21 protein-coding genes are annotated in these 19,268 nt (G+C 51.6%); 11 read left to right on the plus strand and 10 right to left on the minus strand.

The annotated features are described in order from the left end of the window. Window positions 1-36: 36 nt before the first annotated feature. Window positions 37-825, plus strand: a complete 789-nt coding sequence (locus ACXAF9_RS08835; RefSeq protein ID WP_475073028.1) for a thiazole synthase — start codon at window positions 37-39, stop codon at window positions 823-825. A gap of 39 nt (window positions 826-864) precedes the next feature. Beyond that, window positions 865-1,557 carry a tRNA (guanosine(46)-N7)-methyltransferase TrmB gene (trmB, locus tag ACXAF9_RS08840; RefSeq protein WP_475073031.1) on the plus strand — a complete coding sequence of 231 codons (693 nt, stop codon included), beginning with the start codon at window positions 865-867 and terminating at the stop codon, window positions 1,555-1,557. Here trmB and ACXAF9_RS08845 read toward each other — a convergent pair. Continuing rightward, entirely contained in the window at window positions 1,535-3,532 is a 1,998-nt protein-coding gene (locus tag ACXAF9_RS08845) for a putative bifunctional diguanylate cyclase/phosphodiesterase (RefSeq protein ID WP_475073033.1), read from the minus strand. The genes trmB and ACXAF9_RS08845 overlap by 23 nt on opposite strands. A 134-nt stretch (window positions 3,533-3,666) precedes the next feature. Here ACXAF9_RS08845 and ACXAF9_RS08850 point away from each other — a divergent pair, with 134 nt between their 5' ends. Beyond that, window positions 3,667-4,143 (plus strand): YbhB/YbcL family Raf kinase inhibitor-like protein, encoded by a 477-nt coding sequence (locus ACXAF9_RS08850; protein ID WP_475073035.1) that lies wholly within the window; start codon window positions 3,667-3,669, stop codon window positions 4,141-4,143. A gap of 43 nt (window positions 4,144-4,186) precedes the next feature. Here the strand turns inward: ACXAF9_RS08850 and ACXAF9_RS08855 are convergent, their stop codons facing one another. Continuing rightward, window positions 4,187-4,555: a hypothetical protein gene (locus tag ACXAF9_RS08855; RefSeq protein WP_475073037.1), complete on the minus strand. Its 369-nt coding sequence runs from the start codon at window positions 4,553-4,555 to the stop codon at window positions 4,187-4,189. A gap of 478 nt (window positions 4,556-5,033) precedes the next feature. Here ACXAF9_RS08855 and ACXAF9_RS08860 point away from each other — a divergent pair, with 478 nt between their 5' ends. The 8 genes from ACXAF9_RS08860 to ACXAF9_RS08895 all read left to right on the plus strand — a co-directional run bounded on the left by ACXAF9_RS08860 (window position 5,034) and on the right by ACXAF9_RS08895 (window position 13,960). Next, window positions 5,034-6,032 (plus strand): MotA/TolQ/ExbB proton channel family protein, encoded by a 999-nt coding sequence (locus ACXAF9_RS08860; protein ID WP_475073039.1) that lies wholly within the window; start codon window positions 5,034-5,036, stop codon window positions 6,030-6,032. Continuing rightward, window positions 6,022-6,423 (plus strand): ExbD/TolR family protein, encoded by a 402-nt coding sequence (locus ACXAF9_RS08865; RefSeq protein WP_475073042.1) that lies wholly within the window; start codon window positions 6,022-6,024, stop codon window positions 6,421-6,423. The genes ACXAF9_RS08860 and ACXAF9_RS08865 overlap by 11 nt, the downstream gene beginning before the upstream one ends. Before the next feature lie 19 nt (window positions 6,424-6,442). Continuing rightward, window positions 6,443-6,892: an ExbD/TolR family protein gene (locus ACXAF9_RS08870; protein WP_475073045.1), complete on the plus strand. Its 450-nt coding sequence runs from the start codon at window positions 6,443-6,445 to the stop codon at window positions 6,890-6,892. Beyond that, window positions 6,889-7,671 (plus strand): energy transducer TonB, encoded by a 783-nt coding sequence (locus ACXAF9_RS08875; protein WP_475073047.1) that lies wholly within the window; start codon window positions 6,889-6,891, stop codon window positions 7,669-7,671. The genes ACXAF9_RS08870 and ACXAF9_RS08875 overlap by 4 nt, the downstream gene beginning before the upstream one ends. Window positions 7,672-7,813: 142 nt before the next feature. Continuing rightward, window positions 7,814-10,084, plus strand: coding sequence for a TonB-dependent receptor (locus ACXAF9_RS08880; RefSeq protein ID WP_475073050.1), 2,271 nt, complete (start codon window positions 7,814-7,816; stop codon window positions 10,082-10,084). 110 nt (window positions 10,085-10,194) lie between these two features. Further along, the gene (locus ACXAF9_RS08885; RefSeq protein ID WP_475073054.1) at window positions 10,195-10,878 is read left to right on the plus strand and encodes a Fe2+-dependent dioxygenase; all 684 of its coding nucleotides are present in this window, start codon (window positions 10,195-10,197) and stop codon (window positions 10,876-10,878) included. Next, window positions 10,878-11,990 carry an alpha-hydroxy acid oxidase gene (locus tag ACXAF9_RS08890; RefSeq protein ID WP_475073056.1) on the plus strand — a complete coding sequence of 371 codons (1,113 nt, stop codon included), beginning with the start codon at window positions 10,878-10,880 and terminating at the stop codon, window positions 11,988-11,990. The genes ACXAF9_RS08885 and ACXAF9_RS08890 overlap by 1 nt, the downstream gene beginning before the upstream one ends. Window positions 11,991-12,082: 92 nt before the next feature. After that, window positions 12,083-13,960, plus strand: a complete 1,878-nt coding sequence (locus ACXAF9_RS08895) for a methyl-accepting chemotaxis protein (RefSeq protein ID WP_475073058.1) — start codon at window positions 12,083-12,085, stop codon at window positions 13,958-13,960. Here ACXAF9_RS08895 and gspN read toward each other — a convergent pair whose 3' ends face one another. Genes gspN through gspG form a run of 8 tightly spaced genes read right to left on the minus strand, consistent with a single transcriptional unit; the run spans window position 13,961 to window position 19,247 of the window. After that, window positions 13,961-14,689, minus strand: a complete 729-nt coding sequence (gene gspN / locus ACXAF9_RS08900; protein WP_475073060.1) for a type II secretion system protein N — start codon at window positions 14,687-14,689, stop codon at window positions 13,961-13,963. 38 nt (window positions 14,690-14,727) lie between these two features. After that, complete coding sequence (gspM, locus tag ACXAF9_RS08905) at window positions 14,728-15,207, minus strand: type II secretion system protein GspM (protein ID WP_475073062.1); 480 nt, start codon at window positions 15,205-15,207, stop codon at window positions 14,728-14,730. Beyond that, window positions 15,204-16,373, minus strand: coding sequence for a type II secretion system protein GspL (gspL, locus tag ACXAF9_RS08910; protein WP_475073065.1), 1,170 nt, complete (start codon window positions 16,371-16,373; stop codon window positions 15,204-15,206). The genes gspM and gspL overlap by 4 nt, the downstream gene beginning before the upstream one ends. Continuing rightward, a complete protein-coding gene (gene gspK, locus ACXAF9_RS08915) occupies window positions 16,370-17,365 on the minus strand; it encodes a type II secretion system minor pseudopilin GspK (protein ID WP_475073067.1) in 996 nt (331 codons plus the stop codon). The genes gspL and gspK overlap by 4 nt, the downstream gene beginning before the upstream one ends. Continuing rightward, window positions 17,362-17,940: a type II secretion system protein GspJ gene (locus ACXAF9_RS08920; RefSeq protein WP_475073069.1), complete on the minus strand. Its 579-nt coding sequence runs from the start codon at window positions 17,938-17,940 to the stop codon at window positions 17,362-17,364. The genes gspK and ACXAF9_RS08920 overlap by 4 nt, the downstream gene beginning before the upstream one ends. Then, window positions 17,937-18,308, minus strand: coding sequence for a type II secretion system minor pseudopilin GspI (gspI, locus tag ACXAF9_RS08925; RefSeq protein ID WP_475073071.1), 372 nt, complete (start codon window positions 18,306-18,308; stop codon window positions 17,937-17,939). Before gspI ends, ACXAF9_RS08920 begins: the two co-directional genes overlap by 4 nt. After that, on the minus strand, window positions 18,305-18,814 hold the full coding sequence (locus ACXAF9_RS08930) for a prepilin-type N-terminal cleavage/methylation domain-containing protein (protein ID WP_475073074.1): 510 nt from the start codon (window positions 18,812-18,814) through the stop codon (window positions 18,305-18,307). The genes gspI and ACXAF9_RS08930 overlap by 4 nt, the downstream gene beginning before the upstream one ends. Before the next feature lie 4 nt (window positions 18,815-18,818). Then, window positions 18,819-19,247: a type II secretion system major pseudopilin GspG gene (gene gspG / locus ACXAF9_RS08935; protein WP_475073076.1), complete on the minus strand. Its 429-nt coding sequence runs from the start codon at window positions 19,245-19,247 to the stop codon at window positions 18,819-18,821. Window positions 19,248-19,268 lie beyond the last annotated feature (21 nt).

The raw sequence follows: 19,268 nt of genomic DNA on the forward strand, positions 1-19,268 counted from the left end.
CAGGAACAACAAAAACATCACGATTAAGGAACGACCATGTCACTCACAAACGACTCTCTCGTCATTGCCGGTCAGGAATACCGCTCACGTTTATTGGTGGGGACTGGCAAATATAAAGATCTCAATGAGACACGCGATGCCATCGAGGCAAGCGGTGCTGAGATTGTGACTGTGGCCGTGCGTCGAACGAATATTGGCCAAAATCCAGGTGAGCCGAACTTATTGGATGTGGTCTCCCCAGATAAATACACGATTTTACCGAATACGGCTGGATGCTACACCGCCGATGATGCGGTACGCACGTGTCGCTTGGCGCGTGAACTGCTCGACGGCCATGATCTTGTAAAGCTTGAAGTCTTGGGCGATCAAAAAACCCTTTACCCCAACATCGTTGAAACCATCAAAGCGACCGAAACCCTAGTCAAAGACGGGTTTAAGGTGATGGTCTACACGAACGATGACCCGATTGTGGCTAAGCAGCTTGAAGAGATGGGCTGCGTTGCTGTCATGCCGCTGGGCTCACTGATTGGCTCGGGCTTGGGGATCTTAAACCCACATAACATCCGTATCATTATGGAGTCGGCCAATGTACCGATTTTGGTTGATGCGGGTGTCGGTACCGCCTCCGATGCCGCCATTGCGATGGAGATGGGCTGTGAGGGCGTGTTGATGAACACCGCCATCGCTGCCGCCAATAACCCTATTTTGATGGCCTCCGCGATGAGAAAGGCGATTGAAGCCGGTCGCGAAGCCTTTTTGGCAGGTCGTATGCCGCGTAAAAAATACGCCAGTGCCTCATCTCCAATGGATGGCATCATCGAATAACCTTTTGTACTACAGATCGAAGAGAAAGAAGCGTCACTCATGACCGAAGAACAGAAACACATGCGTACCGTTCGTAGCTTTGTTATGCGAGCAGGTCGGACAACGGAAGGTCAGCAGAAAGCCTTGGACGAAGTATGGCCAGAGTTTGGTCTTGAAATTCAACAAGGCCCAATTAACTTGGCTGAGGTGTTCGGTCGCAGTGCGCCCGTGGTGCTTGAGATCGGTTTCGGCATGGGTGATTCACTCATCGAAATGGCGAAAAACGAGCCAGAAAAGAACTACATCGGTATCGAAGTTCACCGTCCTGGGGTTGGGCGTTTGCTCTCTCGCGTTCAAGAGGCGGGCCTAACCAATGTTCGTGTATACCAAGAAGATGCGGTAGAAGTGTTGGCAAAGTGCATTCCGGATGGCTCCCTGCACGCGCTGCAGTTGTTCTTCCCTGACCCTTGGCATAAAAAGCGTCACCACAAGCGCCGCATTGTGCAACCTGAGTTTGCCCAAGCGATTCGCCAAAAACTCGAAGTGGGTGGTTACTTTCACATGGCAACTGACTGGGAAAACTACGCTGAGCACATGATGGAAGTCATGAGCGCGGCTGAAGGTTTCAGCAACAAAGCGGGTGAAGGCCAGTATTCGCCACAGCCTGAATGGCGTCCTGTGACTAAGTTTCAAAAGCGCGGTGAGCGTCTAGGGCACGGTGTCTGGGATCTTATGTTTGAGCGGGTTCAGTAAGCCGCTCGCCCTCCTCTAAGGGGCGTTTAAAGCGCGATTCCGGTTCAGGGCGACCAAACAGGAAGCCCTGAAACTGCGGACACCCCATCGACTTCAGCGTTTCAAATTGCGCTTGGGTTTCAACGCCTTCGGCAATTACGTCCAAGTTAAACTTCTTCGCTAAAAACAGAATGCTCTCCAAGAGTACGTCGGCTTCGTGGTTCATATTCCAAACAAAGGATCGATCAATCTTTAAGGTCGTGACGGGCAGGTCTCGTAAGCGAGACAGGGATGAATAGCCTTTACCAAAGTCGTCGATGTACAGCTTAAAGCCGTGATCCACAATGATGTTCAGTCGTTCTATGATGCCCTCGACCTCATCATCCTCTAAGAAGGATTCGGTAATCTCGATCGCTAGCGCGCTGGTCGGGACTTGATATTGGGCACACAAGGTCAATAGACGGGTGTCAAACGCCTTCTGTTTGACCTGTAAGGGCGATACGTTGACCGATAGGGTTACTTTATGACCTTGTTGATAGACCTGTGACAGTTGTTTAAGTGCGTTCCTGAGTACCCAGTCCCCTAAGGCGTTAATCTGGCCGTTTTCCTCGGCAAGCTCAATAAACTCATCCGGTGGGACAAGGCCAAGGTCGGGTACGTACATGCGACACAGCGCTTCAAACGCGATCACCTCTTGGTGTTGATCAACAATCGGCTGGTACTCAAGGTACAAAGACTCGTAGGTCTCAAAATGCGCAAGGTGCTCCGACAAAACGGATTTACGCACAATTTTGGTGGCCAGGCTCTGATTGAAACGTAACAGCTCACCGCGGCGTCCGTGTTGCTTTAAGTGTGTTGCAGCAAGGTCCGCTGCACCGATGGCCTCATTAATGCTTGGGGCGTCGTGCGGGTACACCGCATAGCCGATGGTGCCGTTTACCTCGAGTATGCCGTTATCGAGGAACATCTGAGTCGTTAAACTTTCAAAAATGGTGGATAGGGTTTCTTGCGAGCAGGGCCTGTCCATAAAGCAGATGACAAACTCATCGCCACCCCATCTGGCCACCAAACTGCCTTCGGGCAGCACTTGGCGCAAGGAGAGTGAGATCTGCTTCAAAACGCGATCTCCCACTTCGTGGCCCTTGCTATCATTGATCTGCTTAAACCGATCCAGATCTACAAAATAGACATGCACTTCACGGGAGTTGTCTGCAATTTCACTTAATTGGGTGAGTAATCCGGAGCGGTTTAACAGTGTGGTTAAGCTGTCTGTTGACGCCATCTTCTCAAGGGCTGAGGTTCGTTCCTGAACCCGCTCTTCAAGTTTTTGATTCAGCTCTCGGATCTCTTCGTTTTGTTGGGTGACGCCGTGCAGCAGTTTCTCGTTCTCGAAGGTGAGTTCTAGGGAGTTCACGATCATTTGATGATTGTTATGATGACTTAGAGCCATAACGACAAAAAAGATCAGACCTAACATGGCCATTAAGGTGAGCGGCGGCTCGATGATCAAAAGTGCAGCGCTGCCTGGGATCAACAAGAGCCCGATAAAGAGCTTACCGATCACTTTCTCCGAAGCCATTACCGCCGTGGCTCCACTGGCAATCGCGCTCACAATCACAATGATCTCAAACTGCGCATCGCGAGAGGCGTGTGGGAGTGCGGCCAGGCAAAGCCAAGCCCACGGCAGCGGTGTAGCTATCACGCCCACTCGAAAGCAAAGGCGCCAAAAGAGAACTCGATCTAACGATGTCTCGTCCGGAAGGCCCAGCGGGTAACGCTGCTGGTAGATGGTGTTGATGACCAGTCGAGTCCCCATGATCACGGTTGTAAACACGGCCCATACATTGAGCCAAGTGACCTCTTTAACGTTCAAAGAAAAATAAGCCACCATCAAAGCTAAGCAGCTAACCAGCAAGCTGCTGGTTGCGTTGCTGTAGCTCAATTCGACGAGGCGTCGTTTTAGGTAACGTTGTCGACGTTGTTCACTGTATGGCATAAAGGGTCTCAGTCGGTCGTGTCGGTGGATCTTCTTGCGAACTTCCTGCACGTTGGTGACTCAATAAATATAGTCAAAGCTTGAGAAAAAGCGGAAATATACGACAACAAACGCCCTTTTTAAGGAGAAAAAAGATGGGATTTGCCCCCTTTGATATGAAGGTAACCAGTGCGGACTTCAAACCAGGTAGCCAATTACCCGCCAAGCACGCCTACGATGGCGGAAACGTATCCCCATCACTGTTTTGGGATAAAGTCCCAGAAGGTACGCGCTCCATCGGGGTGTTTTGTCATGACCCGGATGCACCTAAAACGTCGGATCAAGGCCAGTACGGCTTCGTTCATTGGGTGCTGTACAACATTCCAGCGGATCAGCGAAAACTGGAAGAGGGGGTAACCGCGTTTGTTAAAGGTGTGAATGATTTTGGTGAGGCCGGATACGGCGGTCCTTTACCACCAGAGGGGCATGGTACTCATCACTATTATTTTTGGGTAGTGGCGTTGGATGTTGAGCCGGACCTGCCGGACGGGTTGGATCTTTGTGAGTTTTTAGAGCGCATCGAACCCCATACACTGGGTATGAATCGATTAGTCGGCACCTACGAGCGTTAATACAAAGAGCCCCATCGTTTGGGGCTTTTCTTCCATCGATGGTTTAGAAAATCGCCAAGCCCGTATCCAGCATAAATTCGCGCTCTTTCATCTGCGATACCCACTCCCAATACCCAAGGTCCGTTTCGTTGTCTTGAATCGCTTTTTTCCAATCCGAGCGGGTGTGATGCATATCCGACGCGCTGCCGCGTGTGGTGCGAAGGTAAAGAGGATCGATTTTTAGTAGCTCGTCAGACTCTGGCGAAAGGCTTAGCATCATCCGGTCATATGGCGAATACATATCGCATTGGCCGCTGTGCCCAAAATGAGTCGAGTCGATCGCAAAGATGCGCTTGGTTTCTTGCTCCTTTAAGACCACCAAGGTGGTGTCGTTTTCATCCAGAGTCACTCTTGATACTACCTGACACTTCATGAGTGCGCCCCCTCGTTTATCAGTCTTTTCCATAAGTGTATCAGATAGGTAACAGGTATTTATTGTCTGTTATGAATCAGTAGCTTAAAAAATACAGGTAACGGCCAGTGAGCCCTTTTCTTGATAGGCGTAATGAAGATTAGAGGGTTTGAGCAAGGATAGGTTCAGAGAAGATGAAAGAGCACATGATGCAAACCTGTCATTCAGCGGCACCCAGTAGCGTTGCAACAACTTGGACTTTTCTTCATGTTTTTTGTCTTTTTGTTAATAAGGCAAAAATAGCCGAAATGTCGCTAAAGTTCGTCAAAAAATGGTTTTTAGGGCTGATTTTGGTGCGAAATGGCAATCATTGTCTACAAAAGTAAAACGGTATTTTGTTAGATATGTATTGTGTATAAAAACGCGAATTATTATCATTTATTACTACTTTACAAATTTTTACGCATCGCAATGGATGTTAACCTCTTTGGAGAATGATGTGAGCAGTGATAGCCCCGTTCAAACCTCGGCCGCTCAGCCAGTTGTAAATGATGCAACCGCATCGCCTGTTGACCCTCAAAGCGCGACAGCGCCGGTAGCAGGAACTGAGTCGTCGAGCTCGGCAGCATCGGCTCCGGTCGCGAATGCGTCATCAACCCCTGAGACGGCGGCTTCAACGGCCCCAGCTACAACCGATACGACTGCTGCGGCTCCAGCTCCAGTGGAGGCAGCAGCCCCCGTTGATCCTAACGCGGTTACACCTGTGGCGGGTGCAGATGCTGCGCTGGACCCTGCAGCGGCTGCTGATGTGGTTGCCAATGCACCTGTGGATTTGACCACTCAGCTACAAGATTTCTTAGTCGTTGGTGGGCCGGTTGTCTGGATCTTGCTGGGCTTCTCGGTGGTCGCGCTGAGCATTGTGCTGATCAAGATCTGGCAATTTATCTCTCTATCGCCAGAATCCAGCGGTGATCTTAAAAACGCTTTATTGCTGTGGCGTCGTGGTGAAAAGCAAAACGCGATCTCAGCCCTGAAAACGCGTCGTCCTGTATCGGAAGTGACTGCGCTTGCGATGCAAGGTCTGTCGCGTCAAAGCGCGGATCACGCGACATTGAAAGAAGAGCTCGAGCGTGTGGCTACCCTTCGTTTAAATCAGCTGCGTGCGTATCTTCGTCCACTGGAAGTCATCTCAACCTTGAGTCCGCTGTTGGGTCTTCTGGGTACGGTTCTGGGTATGATTGTTGCGTTCCAGCAAATGGAAGCGGCAGGCAGTCAAGTTGATCCATCTGTGCTGTCAGGAGGTATTTGGCAGGCTCTGCTTACTACGGCCGTGGGCCTTGCAGTTGCGATTCCGGTTGTGGCGGTCCACAACTACCTAGAGCGCAAAGTAGAGCGCATTTCGGCCTTGATGAACGATACCGTTACTCAAGTGTTCACAAGCCATCAAGCCGCCGTATTGAGCCAAGCTAAAGCTGAGGAGCTCAAGCGTGCAGCTTGATCAATCTGCACACCGACGTAAACGCGCCATCAGTCTGACACCACTCATTGATGTGGTGTTCATTCTGCTGCTGTTCTTTATGTTGTCATCCAACTTTATGCATTGGAAGCAGGTGGATCTATCAAGCCCGATTTCTGAACCGACCGACCCTGATCAAAAAGACATTCAAGTCGTCACTATTCTCAACGACGGCGGTGAGTTGGACTTTGCCGGGACGGCCGTGCACATCTCCAATACCGAGCAGTTGAAAGCAATGATTGCTGAACAGCCGGATGCCGTGTATGCAATTAAAGTGGATAGCGATGTCATGACCCAGTCGGTGATCACTCTCTTGGATGAGCTGAAAGCCGCAGGGGCTAAACATGTTTCTCTATCAGGTGTGATGCCGTAGTCGGTTTAGGAGTGAATGGATGAAACTGTGTCCTGAAACGGCGTCTTCACGCAACAGCGGTGATGATAATCTGATCCCGCTGATCAACGTCGTATTTCTTATGTTGATCTTCTTTATGGTAGCCGGGCAGATTCAGCGCTCGGATGCCGTCAAGTTAGAACCCCCTCAATCGGTTAGCGAAACCCCGCACATTGATGAAAAAGTGACGGTGCTTGTGGATTTGACCGGTGCGCTATACCTCGAAAATAACCCAGTGAGTGACGATGCATTCGTCACAGAACTGAATCAGTTGTTTGAGACCGCTAAGGACCAAAAGGCCTTCATGGTACTGGTTAAGGTGGATAACAGCCTGCCTGTGACGCGTCTTCAAGAAGTGCTTAAGTTGATCAAGAGTACCGGGCTGATGAAAGTCTCTTTAGCGACGCGTTTAACGCCGACGGCGCCAGCGGCGGAGGGAGCGGGTTCATGATTCGTGCCTATCACTGGGTAATCGTATTTTTAATCGCAGTAGGACTTCACGTCGCGCTGTTTATAAGTTTTGCGCACTCCGAGACGGAAGGTGCTAAAGACAAAGGTGAACTTGGGATCGAAGTAGATCTTGGGATGTTAGGTGATCTTGGTGATGCTCAGCAAACAACTGAAGCCCCTCAAGTGGAAGAGGAGGTCATCGAACCGGAGCCTGAACCTGAGCCTGAACCCGAAGTTGAGCCTGAACCTGAACCCGAGCCACCTCCGCCACCTAAGCAGGAGAGCGTGGTTAAGGTAAAACCGAAACCAAAACCGGTTCCAAAAGAAAAGCCGAAGCCAAAAGAGAAGCCTAAACCTAAGCCAAAAACTGAGGCGCAGGTTTCTGATCAACCCCCTTCTGATCAGAAATCGGATAACTCAGCGACGAAAACAAAAGCGTCAACCGGTACGGGGGCAGCGAACTCAACTGGGGGGAACCCTGGGGCTAAACGCAGCTATAACGCATTGATCGCGGCCAAGCTTGCAAAATACAAACGTTACCCAATGGCTTCGCGGCGTCGCGGAGAAGAGGGCGAAGTACGTTTGCAGTTTGTGATCGACCGCCAAGGTCAGTTGGTGAGCTACCGTATCAGTCAAAGTTCAGGATTCGATCGTCTTGATGACGCGGTTCTGAAAATGCTGAAAAAAGCGGCTCCGTTTCCACCGATTCCAGACGACCTCAAGCAGGATCAGATGTCGTACAACATCCCGATCGGCTTCTATCTGAAGGACTTGCGTTAAATAACAAATGACTAAGAACTACCGTGTATCCCTAAAGTGTTACCAATAAAAAGTCGTGGGTGAAAAGAGCCAGCAAGGGTGTGATTCGCATCTAAAGCAGGCCGACCCATAAACGTCTAAAGATCGGAAAGGAACGTTAAAAATGACACACCAAAAGCACGATGATGCAGTTTCCCTGCGTCAGTCGCTGGCCAACAGCGCTCGCTTAAAAACCAGCAGCACTTTGGCACTAGCCATCTCTACCGCACTCACGTCTGGCGTTGCTATGGCCGACGAAGTGAACCTAGATAAACTGGTGGTTGAGGAGCAAGAAGTCTCTGCGGACAGCAACCCGTACGCTGAAGCGGGTGCCCCTTACAAAGCGAAAAAACTGTCTGACAGCCGTCACACACGTGACATCGCTGATACCCCGCAAACCATGACTGTACTGACGAAAGAGTCAATCGAAGAGTCAGGTAAAACTGAGCTGAAAGACATTCTGAGTGCGCAGCCTGGTATTACACTGGGTACCGGTGAAGGTGGTAACTCTTTTGGTGATCGCTACATCATCCGTGGTTATGAAGCGCGCAGCGATGTGTACACTGATGGCCTTCGTGAGCCGGGTTTGATCACCCGTGAAACCTTTGCACTTGAGCAAGTTGAGATCTCTAAAGGCCCTAGCTCTACCTTCGCAGGTCGTGGTTCAACGGGTGGTGCGATCAACACCGTAACCAAAAAAGCCAACGCGGATGATACGTTCACAAATGTTGAAGCAGGCTTTGGTACTGACCGCTACAAGCGCTTCACGCTAGATACTAACCAAGCGCTGAGCAGTGACACAGCAGTGCGTTTGAACATGCTGTACACCGAGGCTGATAACCCAGACCGTGCCCCTGCCGGTGAACAACGTCAAGGTATCTTGTTCTCTGCAGTTCACCAAGCCACAGAGAACCTGAAGCTTTCAGGTGATTACTATCACTTTAAAGGTGACGACCAAACTGACCCAGGTTATGCGTACAACCGTGACACTGGCGGCTTTAACAAGTACGACTATGTGGGTCAAAAAGGTCTGAGCTTCCAAAAATCCGAAGCGGATATCGCAACCATTACTGTCAACTATGATTTCGCTGACAATATCCGTTTAGAAAACAAGTCTCGTTGGGGTAAAACCAAGAACGATTACGTTGTATCGGCTTACACCTCGCGCGGTGCTGGTGGTATCCGTAACTTTGCTGCGTGGCAAGAAAATACCTACGTGGGTAACCAAACCAACTTGGTTGCCGACCTAGATCTTGGCGGTATGCGCAACACGTTCGTAGCGGGTGTTGAATTGGCTCGTGAAAGCGTGCAAGCAGGCTCTTACAACATTGAAGGTTCGTTGAGCGGTACACTTGATCCTTACAACGCTCAAAATGACCTGTGGTCCGGAACGGTTTCTCGCGGTGCTAAACAGTCTGAGCTTGAATTGGATACCGTATCGATTTACTTGATGGATACGATGACCGTAACAGACTGGTTAGAAATCTTTGCGGGTGTTCGATACGATCACTTCAACTTTGATCTAGATGCTATCCCACGTGGTGAATCTGACTTTACTAACTACTCTTACAGCGATGGTTTGTGGAACGGTCACTTAGGTCTGGTGTTCTCTCCATGGGAGAACGGCAACATCTACACGACGGTGAGCACCTCTTCTAACATCAACGGTGGTGAAGCGGACGCAGGTACAAACTGTGGCTACGGTGGTCTGTGTAATGCGGATACCGATGCGTACAAAAACATCAAAGCCGAAGAGTCCCTTAACCTTGAAATCGGTACGAAGTGGAACTTGATGAACGATCAGCTGTTGCTGAGCGCGGCCTTGTTCCGTACTACTAAAGACAACGTGATCGAAGGTGCTGACTACGATACAGCCGGTTCCGGTAACACCGGTGAAAACCGTGTACAAGGTATTGAATTTGGTCTGTCTGGTAACATTACGCCTAAGCTGAGCGGTCAGTTTGGCATGGCGATCATGAGTTCAGAAATCCTAGATTCTTTCTACGACGGAACTCAAGCGGTAACGGGTCGAGGTGGTTCGGTTTCTTATCCAAACAACATTGGTTCAGATAAGCCAAACTTTGCTGATAAGAGCGCTAACCTGCAGCTTCGCTACCAGATGACACCTAAGTTCGCTTTCGGTGGTACTGCTACTTACTCAAGCGAAATCTACGGCGGTCAGCCGGATGGTGCGGCAAGCGATACTATCAAACTGCCAAGCTACACCGTGTACGACTTGTTTGCGTCTTACCAGTTTAACCGCAACCTATCCTTGCTGGTTAACCTGCAAAACGTGACTGATGAAGAGTACTACACAGCGGTTTACCGCGGCGGTAGCATCGTTTACTTAGGTGACGCTCGCTCTGCCAAAGCAACGCTGAAATACAAGTTCTAATTTTACCCATGTGAAATGTGTACAAAGGGGCGAGCGTTGCTTGCCCCTTTCTTGTCATTAGGTCAGAGTTGTTGCCATCAGTTGTGACCTAATCGCAATGCGAGACGCTTATGATCATTCCTATTCCCGACGTGTTTACTGCTGATCAAGTGCGACAAATCCGTCAGTACCTTGATGATGCACCTTGGCAAGATGGCAGTATCACCGCCGGTGGCCAAGCCATCTCAGTAAAACATAACCAGCAGTTGGATGAGCAAGCACAGCTCACACGCCAGTTAAGTGATGCTGTGTTGGATGCACTGGCGAGAACGCCCTTGTTTATCTCGGCCGCGTTACCGATGAAAATTTACCCGCCGATGTTTAACCGCTACGGAGTGGGGGAAACCTACGGGCTGCATGTGGATAATGCCATTCGTGTGGTGCCGGGAACACCCACCCGCATAAGAACCGACCTTTCGGCCACGCTCTTCTTATCCGACCCCGATGAGTACGAAGGGGGGGAGCTGCGTATCGAGGATAAGTTTGGTTCCCATTCGGTTAAACTGAATGCGGGGGATTTGATTCTTTATCCCTCTACCAGTTTGCATAAAGTTGAACCTGTCACCAAGGGCGCTCGTTTGGCCTCTTTCTTTTGGTTACAGAGCATGATTCGACAGCACGAGCAGCGCGATGTGTTGTTTGATCTTGACCAGAGCATTCAATCACTGACCGAACAGCACGGTAATGACCATGCCGACGTGATGCGTTTAAGCGGTATTTATCAAAATTTGATCCAGCAGTGGGCTGACACCTAATGTCACATTATTTATCCCCTCCTCGTCATGATATTCCCGCAGGGCTTGTGAGCCTTAGCGATTACGCACAGCACGCTAAGTCCCATATCCGGCCCGACATTTTTGAGTACATTGTCGGCGGTGGTGCTGATGAATGGACGCTGGCGCGTAACCGACAGGCATTAGACCGTTGGATGATCGTGCCGAATGTCCTTGCCGATGTGACCGAAGGGGGAACCCACACGACGATACTGGGCGATACACTGCGGCACCCGGTTATGTTAGCGCCGGTTGCGTTCCATCAATTGGTGCACCCGGAAGGGGAGTGGGCGAGCGCTGAAGCCTGTTCGGTTCTGGAAACTGGGATGGTTGTCAGCACCTTGGCCAGCCAATCGCTTGAGTCCATCAGCGACCGCCTTACCACCCCGAAGTGGTTCCAGCTCTATTTTCAAGAGAGTAAAGAGTTTACGCTGAACCTTGTGCGCCGTGCAGAAGCGGCGGGCTTCACTCAAATTATGATCACCGTGGATGCCTCCTTACACGGTATTCGTAATCGGGCACAACGAGCCGGTTTTGAGCTACCCGAAGGCGTCATGGCGGTTAATTTGGTCGATCGTCCACCGTTACCTCGTAAGGTGTTGACGCCTGATCAAAGCATCGTTTTTCAGGGCATGATGACCGAAGCGCCGACCTGGAAAGACATTGAGTGGCTGCTTCAGCAAACCCGTTTGCCGGTCACTCTAAAGGGGATTTTATCCCCAGCGGATGCACTGAAAGCCAAAGAGATGGGTGTTGCGGGTGTGGTTGTGTCTAACCACGGTGGGCGCGCATTGGATGGTGTGCCAAGTGCCTTAGAGATGCTGCCCGAGATTCGCAGCGTTGTGGGTGAAGATTATCCTCTGATCCTAGATGGTGGCGTGGAACGTGGCACCGATGTGTTTAAAGCCATTGCTCTTGGAGCTGATGTTGTGATGATCGGTCGCCCCCAACTGTATGCCCTCTCCGTTGCAGGAGCGCTTGGGGTTGCGCACATGTTGCGGGTGTTGCGCGAAGAGTTTGAAGTGACGATGGCGATGGCGGGTACGGCTAGCATTCGCGATATAAAACAGGTGGCCCTTCGCCCTGTAATATGAAAAAGGGCCGAATCACCATGATATAGCTCAAGTTTGGGAAGCGCTGGCCGAGTAATGGGGTAATCCATTTACGTTACTCGGCAGGAGTTTCCATGAAAGTGTCCCAAAGAGTGGCCGTACTATCGACAGTGATTGTATTGGCGGCTTTTTCGATTTTTTCGGTAATTCAGTATGTGAATGTCCGAAATACCCTCTTTGAAGAAGCACAAAAGAGCACCCAAGCTTCGACCTCCATCCTAGCTGCTCAAATTACCGACTGGTTAAACGGTAAACTCGCGCTGATTAATGCATTACACGATGCGATTGATATCGAGTACAGCGAAGCGCGTGCTGAAGCGTTGTTTCGTACGCCGGAATTCAAAGATCAATTTATGTTGGTCTTTGGCGGTACCGAGAGCAATGGCCAATGGTTACTGAGTGACCCTTCTGCGTCGATTTCGACCGATCCGCGTCAACGTCCTTGGTATGGCCTTTCTCAAAAGCACAATACGGCGGTCATGACCGACCCTTACATCGATTTAACCACGAAACAGGTGATTATTTCGGCCGTTACAACGATGACGGACAAAGGGCAGTTCAAAGGTGCTTTTGGTGGGGATCTTAGCCTGAAAACCGTATCTGATGCGGTCAATAAACTGAACTTCAGCGGTAACGGTTATGCGTTTCTAATGAGCGAAGACGGCACCCTGATCAGCCACCCGAATGCGGAGCTTAACAGCAAACCGTTAACGGACTTTATGCCGAGTGCACCGAAAACCTACTCCGATCAGTTGACCGAAATTACACTCAACGGTGAAGAGGTGTTTGTGGCCTTTGAACCTTTAAAAGGGCTTTACGGTAAGTCGTGGATGATCGGCGTTGTACTGGATAAAAATAAAGTGATGGCAGCGGCCACTCACTTAGGTTGGGTTGCGGTAGCCGCGACCATCATCAGTGCGATTGTCTGCTCGCTGGTGTTGTTCAGTGTCGTATCCAAACTGTTGAAACCGCTGGGGCATTTGTCGGATTCCTTGAAAGAGATCAATCAAGGAGGCGGCGATTTAACCCGTCGTTTGGCGATTGTGAGTAAGAACGAATTTGGCGAAATGTCCAACGAGTTCAACACCTTTGTGGCCTTCTTACAGAACCTAATCTCGCAGGTAAAAGCGACTTCGTCTTCAATGCGGGATCAAAGCCAAACTCTATCAGATTCAGCCAATGGCGCCGAGCAACAACTGAACCGTCAGTTGTTTGAGTTGGAGCAGCTAGCGACCGCAATGAACGAGATGGCGGCAACCGCACACGAGGTAGCGCGTCATGCACAAGAAGCCGCAAGTGCCGCTCACAGTGCAGGTGCTTCTACCGATGAGGGTGTGAAGATCGTTACCAAAACCACACATGCGATCGATGATATGGTGACCGACATGCAGCAAATTGTGGAAACCATCAATGACTTGAGTGGGTACAGCGATAACATCGAATCCATCCTGACTGTGATCACCGGAATTGCCGAGCAAACCAACTTGTTGGCGTTGAATGCGGCAATTGAGGCGGCGCGTGCAGGTGATATGGGCCGTGGCTTTGCTGTAGTGGCCGATGAAGTGCGGGCGTTGGCGTCACGTACTCAGGAATCGACAGAGCAGATCAGTCAAACCATTCAGCAACTGCAGTCGGGTGTGCGAAAAGCGGAAGAGATCATCCGTCACTCGCATGAGCGAGCTGATGACACCAAAACGGTGGCCTCTCAAGCGGGCGTTGCTTTAAGTTCGATCCGCGACAGCGTTGAGCGCATCAACGAGATGACGCTGCAAATCGCAACCGCCGCCGAGGAGCAAAGTCAGACCTCAGAAGAGATCAATCGTAACACCACGAACATCCGCGACATCAGTCAGCATGTGGCCAACGATGTCACTCAGCAAGCCAGCGGTTCGGATCACATGAAGCAGCAAACGCTGGATTTGGATCGATCCCTCAGTCAGTTTAAAGTCTGATCACAAGTTGCCATTTTGGCGCAGTGTGAAGGTGCGGTTCTCGGCGGATGTCCCCGCCAGAGCCGCCAGTTGCTGGCGAAGCTCTGGGTCATCGGCCTGTAAACGAGCGGTCAACTGATACCCGCCACGCGGCGTCAGTTTTATCTCCCCATCAAGATCAATCGGTGCACTTTCATTCGTGAAAGCAACACGGTAATTGGCCCCTTGGCACGCCACTGTCACCGAGATATCCCCAAGCGGTAACCCGAGCAGTTGAGACTGACGCATGACGCCTTCCCCTTGGGTATCACTGCACGCGCCAGGTGCGATGTGCTCAATTTTTCCATTCACATGCCCTCTTACTGCTGAAAGCGCAGGCATCCAGCGGGTCAGCTCTTGAACATCCGCATCAATGCTGAGTGATGAGAGCGTGGGGGTATTACTGAGGGCAGCACTGACCGGTACAGCAGCTCGAATATGAGCGTTTAAATCGGTGGCACTCAGTTGCCATGCGATATCCCCGCTGAACAGTGCGATGGGAGCGAAAGACCACGTGAGGGGCTCTGGAAACGCCATCGGGAGGTCAGCCACTTGGATCTGACCAGAGCCCGACCAGATCGACCCTTCGATGGCTGTGAGCGAAACCCCAGGCAGGGCGGGAGCAAAGCGATCATACAACCATTTGGCTGGGGTTAAAGCGATAAACATAACGATGGCGACGCCGATCATCCAAAAAGCGATGCGTTTCATGAGGTTCCTTACCGATCTATCCGCTAAAACGATTCAAATTACGCGCCCGCTGCGCTGAGAGTCAGACGCATATTGACCCGACCCGGTTCCGTTGGGGTCAACTGTAGGCTGTTGATCGAGATGCCTTGCTGCTGAAGGGCTTGCAGGACATTCAGTAGCTGATCAAACACCACTTGATCGGCCCACAGACTTAACTCGTTGTCGCGTCCATTTTGAATGCGAGAGAGGGTGATTTTTTGTTGAGCAAACAGCCGTGTAGCGACGCGGCGAAGGTCATCCGAGCTGACCGCTTCAAGCCCCGCCGGTTGGCCTTTTAATTGGGCAGCGGCTTGTTGCATCCAGAGCCAGTCGGCCTGTTTTTTCTCAAGCTGCTGGCTCAATTGTTGATGTTTTTGAAGCTGTGGATTGATGATGGCAAGCCACAGAATCATCAGAACGATTAACGGCGCGGCAATCCAAACGATCTTCTGCTCACGAGCATTCAGGCTTTGATAATACTGTTGGATAGGGTTCATCATGAGCCTCGAATCGTTAATAAGCCGCTGACTTGGTCATCATTGCGTACCAAGGTTCCCAAATCCGCTTGAACCCCGCTTTGGGTTAGGGCGGTGCTGATGCGCTCGATGGCCGCGTAATCGGTCGCTTGCAGTTGTAAACGCAGGGTGTCGGGCGCTTGCGTAAAGCGCACATTGAGTAAGGTGACCTTCTCTTGTGTGAGCAACGGCGCAGCTTGCGACAGCCAGACTAATACCGCCCCATCCGTATCCGCTTGGCCGGATTGACGAAGTGCCCCGCGAAGCTGCGCCACGGGGTTGGTGATGCGGCGTGCTTCTGGGAAGGTAGTTTTGTACAGGTTGATCATGGCGTCATCCAGCTGATCCACCTGTTTTTGCAGGGCGAGGTTTGATGTGATCAACAACCCAAAGCCCAACACCATCAGGGCCGCGGCGGCCCAGAGCGGTTTTTTGTAGGGCTGTAACCACTGCTGCCACAGCGTTTGATGTTCGTAAGGGCCGGTCAATAAGTTTAACGGCGGACGTTTGGGCGAGAGCGACTTCGCCAAGCGATTCAGCAGCGCCGTATCATCAAGAGCCTCGACCGTAAGCGTGTCCAACAAGGAGGCCTCTTGCTCCGGGTCGGCGGCGGTAAGCCTCGTTTTAATCAAGGGATAAAGCGACTGATGAACTCGTCCAGACCAGATGGGCGTACGCACGATGATATGATCACGGTGCTTAATGGCCGTACCCGTCTCGCTCTCATTCAGAAGTAAATAGTCGGCACTCACAAGGTTGATATTAATCGAGTGCTGATTGAAGGCATCAAGCAAGGTGGCAAGTTGTGTGTGCTCAATGGCAATGGCGGTATGCGTGCCGTTTTTAAAGTGCCCCGGCACCACGTGCATCTGCTCGATGGGGGTTGAGATCTGATCTTCAATTTGGAACGGTAAACTGGAAATCAACGCACGCTGTTTGCTGGGCATTGCAACGGAAAACCAGCGTACTTGCTCGCCCGGTAAAATAACGGCGGTAAAGGTGTCCTGAGCGCGTTTGGCAAGCTCCGCCATAGCATCGCTGTCGTGCAGCGACACTTGCCCTTGTTGTGCGGTTACGCCTTCACCAAGGTGGTGCCATAGCAGATCCCCTTGCTCTAACTGGGGGGCGTAAATTAACAGTGTTCCGTTCACGGGTTAACTCCTAAGCGTCGGCTCAAAACAGCGGTTTTTCCGTTGGAATCCACATGCAGTAAGGACTGGATTCGAAACGGTGCTTGGCCAACTAAAACCTGAGTATCGAGTGTAAAGTAATGTCGCTCCAGCGTGAATGCTGAACGAAACGCTTCACCGGCTTCAGCCAGTGCCGGCAAGCTGTAAAAATCATCGATGGCTTCATAACCGTCATCAGGACGCGATTCGATCACGCTGAGTGCGGATGACTCATCCAAAAGCCCCTCCGACAACACCACCAACAAAGGGGCGTCCTGTTTGGTCAGGTCGTTGGGGTTCACGCCAAGCTCGGTGTCATTAGGGCGCACGCATAAATAGGGCTTAATCGCTTGCCACTCCTCATCGTTAAGCGCATTGAGTTGCTTCGCTTCACCCAACGACACCATTGGTTGGTTGGTGGGTTGATAGGGCGGCGTTTGATCGGTGTAAAAGAGGGTTTCTGCCCCATAGGGGCTTTGCGGCTCGCTGTTGTCATCCATCCAGTCGCTGGCTCGCTGGATAAACATCGCCGCAGTGGTGTTATCCACACCGGCAAGTTGATCCAGCGCGTAGTTCCACACCGCCTTGATCGCTTTAGTGTTGGCATCGGTGGCGTTGTAATCAATCACCAGCGAGTTCACGTTTAAACAGGTGTGAGAAGGTGAGAGCTTATAGCTGACAAAGCCGGTTTGCCCATCGCCCGAAATCGGGAAATTCGCGGCGGTATCTTCGGTTTCCAGTAAAGCCTTGGTAACTAAGTCTTCCAAGGTGGTTTGCGCGTAGGTTTCTCCTGCGCGGGCGTACCAGCGTGCTTGATCCAAATCCCGAAGGGTCACCGCCTGATCCAAATGATGATCGACTTTCTCGGTCAATTGCGTGGCTAAGATGGCGATCACCGCCATCAAACCCAGCACCAGAATAAGCGCGACGCCTTGCTGGTGGCGATGCAAGCGGCCAGTCTTTTTAAGCGTCATGACTCGCCCCCATCAAAGTCCAGCAGGGTGATCAGTTCCACTGTGTCCCATTGGGTGGACTGGATCGAGATACGCATACCTTTGGGTGCGGTTTCAGAAGGGGGGTCGCTCCAGCGATTGTCCTGCCAATAGGCCAGCTCGATGGATTCGACCTGATCCAACAATAGGGTTTCTGACCAATGATCTTCATCCACGGTGGCTGGGACCGCGCTGCTGTAGCGAATCAGTCGGGTACCATCTAAAAGATAGCGCACGCGCTCTTGCTGGCTGATCTCCCCGCCGTTGATCGGTTGGGTGTCTAGGTGGCTAAACTCGAGGATCAGCCCCGGAATGCTGCTCTCTTGAGGATTCACCAAAGGTCGATTTGGGATGAGTGTCTCAAGGTCAGCGTTTATTAGTCGTAGCGCTCTGTCGAGTCGTGCGGAGTCCGTTTGGTGTTCGGTGATGAGCGTATCGTTGGTCAGCATACTGGTGAGTAGCTGTGCGCTGATCAAGCCCACCACCGCTGTGAGTGCGATGGCAATCACCAGCTCGATCATGGTCATGCCCGCTTGATGGCGCGTCGTCGAGCTCATGGTTCCATGAATCCCGTCAGGGTCGCCAAGGTGTACTCTTTGTTGGACGCTTCGGCCACGCTGATCACAATGCGCTCAAAGTCGGTGAGCTGTGCTGTGGAGCGAGCGGCCTTCCAGTGAAAGGTTTGGTGGGCAAAGGTGACCTCTCCGTCTAAATCGTCCTCGGCACCCAGCATTAACAGAGACAGCTGGTTATGCGCGACCCACTGTGCTTTTTGGCGAAGCTCCAGTTGCGAGGTCGTGTCGGTGGATTGGCTGACCACACGACTGAGTGCGGCCGCAGCGACCGCTAAAATAAACAAGGCGACCATCACTTCAAGCAATGTGAACCCGCGCATGCGAGGCCAGCAACGTACGCAATGGCTCATGAGGCATCCCCTTGGTGAGGATCAAACCAATACGGGTCCGTTAGGGTGCTCAGTGTGTCGCCATCATCGACTTCCAGTTCGAAGGCGTTGATTCGTCCGTCGGGGGCGATCAGGATCATAGGCTCAGCCGGAACCTCGTCCGGCAGGCTGGCTTCCACACCGTTTTGAACCAAACGATGCGTAAAGGCATTGGGTATGGTGAAGTCTTGCTCGGTGGCGATGCGCTGCCACTGGGATTCTTGATAAGCCCAGAGCTGATATGCCTCGTGGGTAAAGCTGATGCCCATCCAGCGCTGTGACGCGGTAGCGCGCTGGCTAAGCGCAATCATCTGCTCGCGAAGCTCTAAGGTGAGGTCGGTAGAGGTTATCGGGCGTTCGGTGGGGCGCAGGGTCAGCAGCACCGCTGTACTGACCAAACCAATGAGGGCGACGACCACCATCAGCTCGATCAGCGTAAAACCGCGGTGTTGACCGCGGTTTAGGTTAGGGTGCTGGGCCCAACGCATGGTGTTACCAGTTACCGATGTCAGCGGCTAAACCTTCGCCACCGTTATCGCCGTCAGCGCCCAGTGAATAAAGGTCAAAGGCGCCGTGTTCGCCCGGTTGTACAAACTGGTACGGGTTACCCCAAGGGTCCGTTGGTAGGCGCTTGATGTAACCGCCGCTGCGGTAGTTTTTAGGCTCTGGTGCGATCGATGGCCGCTCAACGAGGGCTTCCAATCCTTGGTCAGTGCTTGGGTAGGTAAAGTTATCCAGCTTGTACATATCCAAAGCTTGTTCAAGTGCCGAGATGTCTGCACGGGCTTTTTCGACCATGGCTTTATCTTGGTTTTCTAACACGTTTGGCGCAACGATCGCGACCAATAAACCGAGGATAACCACCACCACCATGATCTCAAGTAAGGTGAAGCCGCGTTGGCGTGAAAGACGGTGTTGCATGTTTGCTCTCCTTAGTGCGCA

This window comes from Neptunomonas sp. ABH4_499 (genome assembly GCF_056160565.1).

Bases quoted from the DNA above. Each gene is read 5' to 3' on its own strand.
- ACXAF9_RS08870 (WP_475073045.1), top strand. From the start codon at position 6,443: ATGAAACTGTGTCCTGAAACGGCGTCTTCACGCAACAGCGGTGATGAT.
- gspN (WP_475073060.1), bottom strand. From the start codon at position 14,689: ATGAAACGCATCGCTTTTTGGATGATCGGCGTCGCCATCGTTATGTTT.
- ACXAF9_RS08920 (WP_475073069.1), bottom strand. From the start codon at position 17,940: ATGAGCTCGACGACGCGCCATCAAGCGGGCATGACCATGATCGAGCTG.
- gspK (WP_475073067.1), bottom strand. From the start codon at position 17,365: ATGACGCTTAAAAAGACTGGCCGCTTGCATCGCCACCAGCAAGGCGTC.
- gspM (WP_475073062.1), bottom strand. From the start codon at position 15,207: ATGATGAACCCTATCCAACAGTATTATCAAAGCCTGAATGCTCGTGAG.
- ACXAF9_RS08850 (WP_475073035.1), top strand. From the start codon at position 3,667: ATGGGATTTGCCCCCTTTGATATGAAGGTAACCAGTGCGGACTTCAAA.
- ACXAF9_RS08880 (WP_475073050.1), top strand. From the start codon at position 7,814: ATGACACACCAAAAGCACGATGATGCAGTTTCCCTGCGTCAGTCGCTG.
- ACXAF9_RS08855 (WP_475073037.1), bottom strand. From the start codon at position 4,555: ATGAAGTGTCAGGTAGTATCAAGAGTGACTCTGGATGAAAACGACACC.
- ACXAF9_RS08930 (WP_475073074.1), bottom strand. From the start codon at position 18,814: ATGCGTTGGGCCCAGCACCCTAACCTAAACCGCGGTCAACACCGCGGT.
- ACXAF9_RS08875 (WP_475073047.1), top strand. From the start codon at position 6,889: ATGATTCGTGCCTATCACTGGGTAATCGTATTTTTAATCGCAGTAGGA.
- gspG (WP_475073076.1), bottom strand. From the start codon at position 19,247: ATGCAACACCGTCTTTCACGCCAACGCGGCTTCACCTTACTTGAGATC.
- trmB (WP_475073031.1), top strand. From the start codon at position 865: ATGACCGAAGAACAGAAACACATGCGTACCGTTCGTAGCTTTGTTATG.
- ACXAF9_RS08835 (WP_475073028.1), top strand. From the start codon at position 37: ATGTCACTCACAAACGACTCTCTCGTCATTGCCGGTCAGGAATACCGC.
- ACXAF9_RS08845 (WP_475073033.1), bottom strand. From the start codon at position 3,532: ATGCCATACAGTGAACAACGTCGACAACGTTACCTAAAACGACGCCTC.
- ACXAF9_RS08890 (WP_475073056.1), top strand. From the start codon at position 10,878: ATGTCACATTATTTATCCCCTCCTCGTCATGATATTCCCGCAGGGCTT.
- ACXAF9_RS08895 (WP_475073058.1), top strand. From the start codon at position 12,083: ATGAAAGTGTCCCAAAGAGTGGCCGTACTATCGACAGTGATTGTATTG.
- ACXAF9_RS08885 (WP_475073054.1), top strand. From the start codon at position 10,195: ATGATCATTCCTATTCCCGACGTGTTTACTGCTGATCAAGTGCGACAA.
- gspI (WP_475073071.1), bottom strand. From the start codon at position 18,308: ATGAGCCATTGCGTACGTTGCTGGCCTCGCATGCGCGGGTTCACATTG.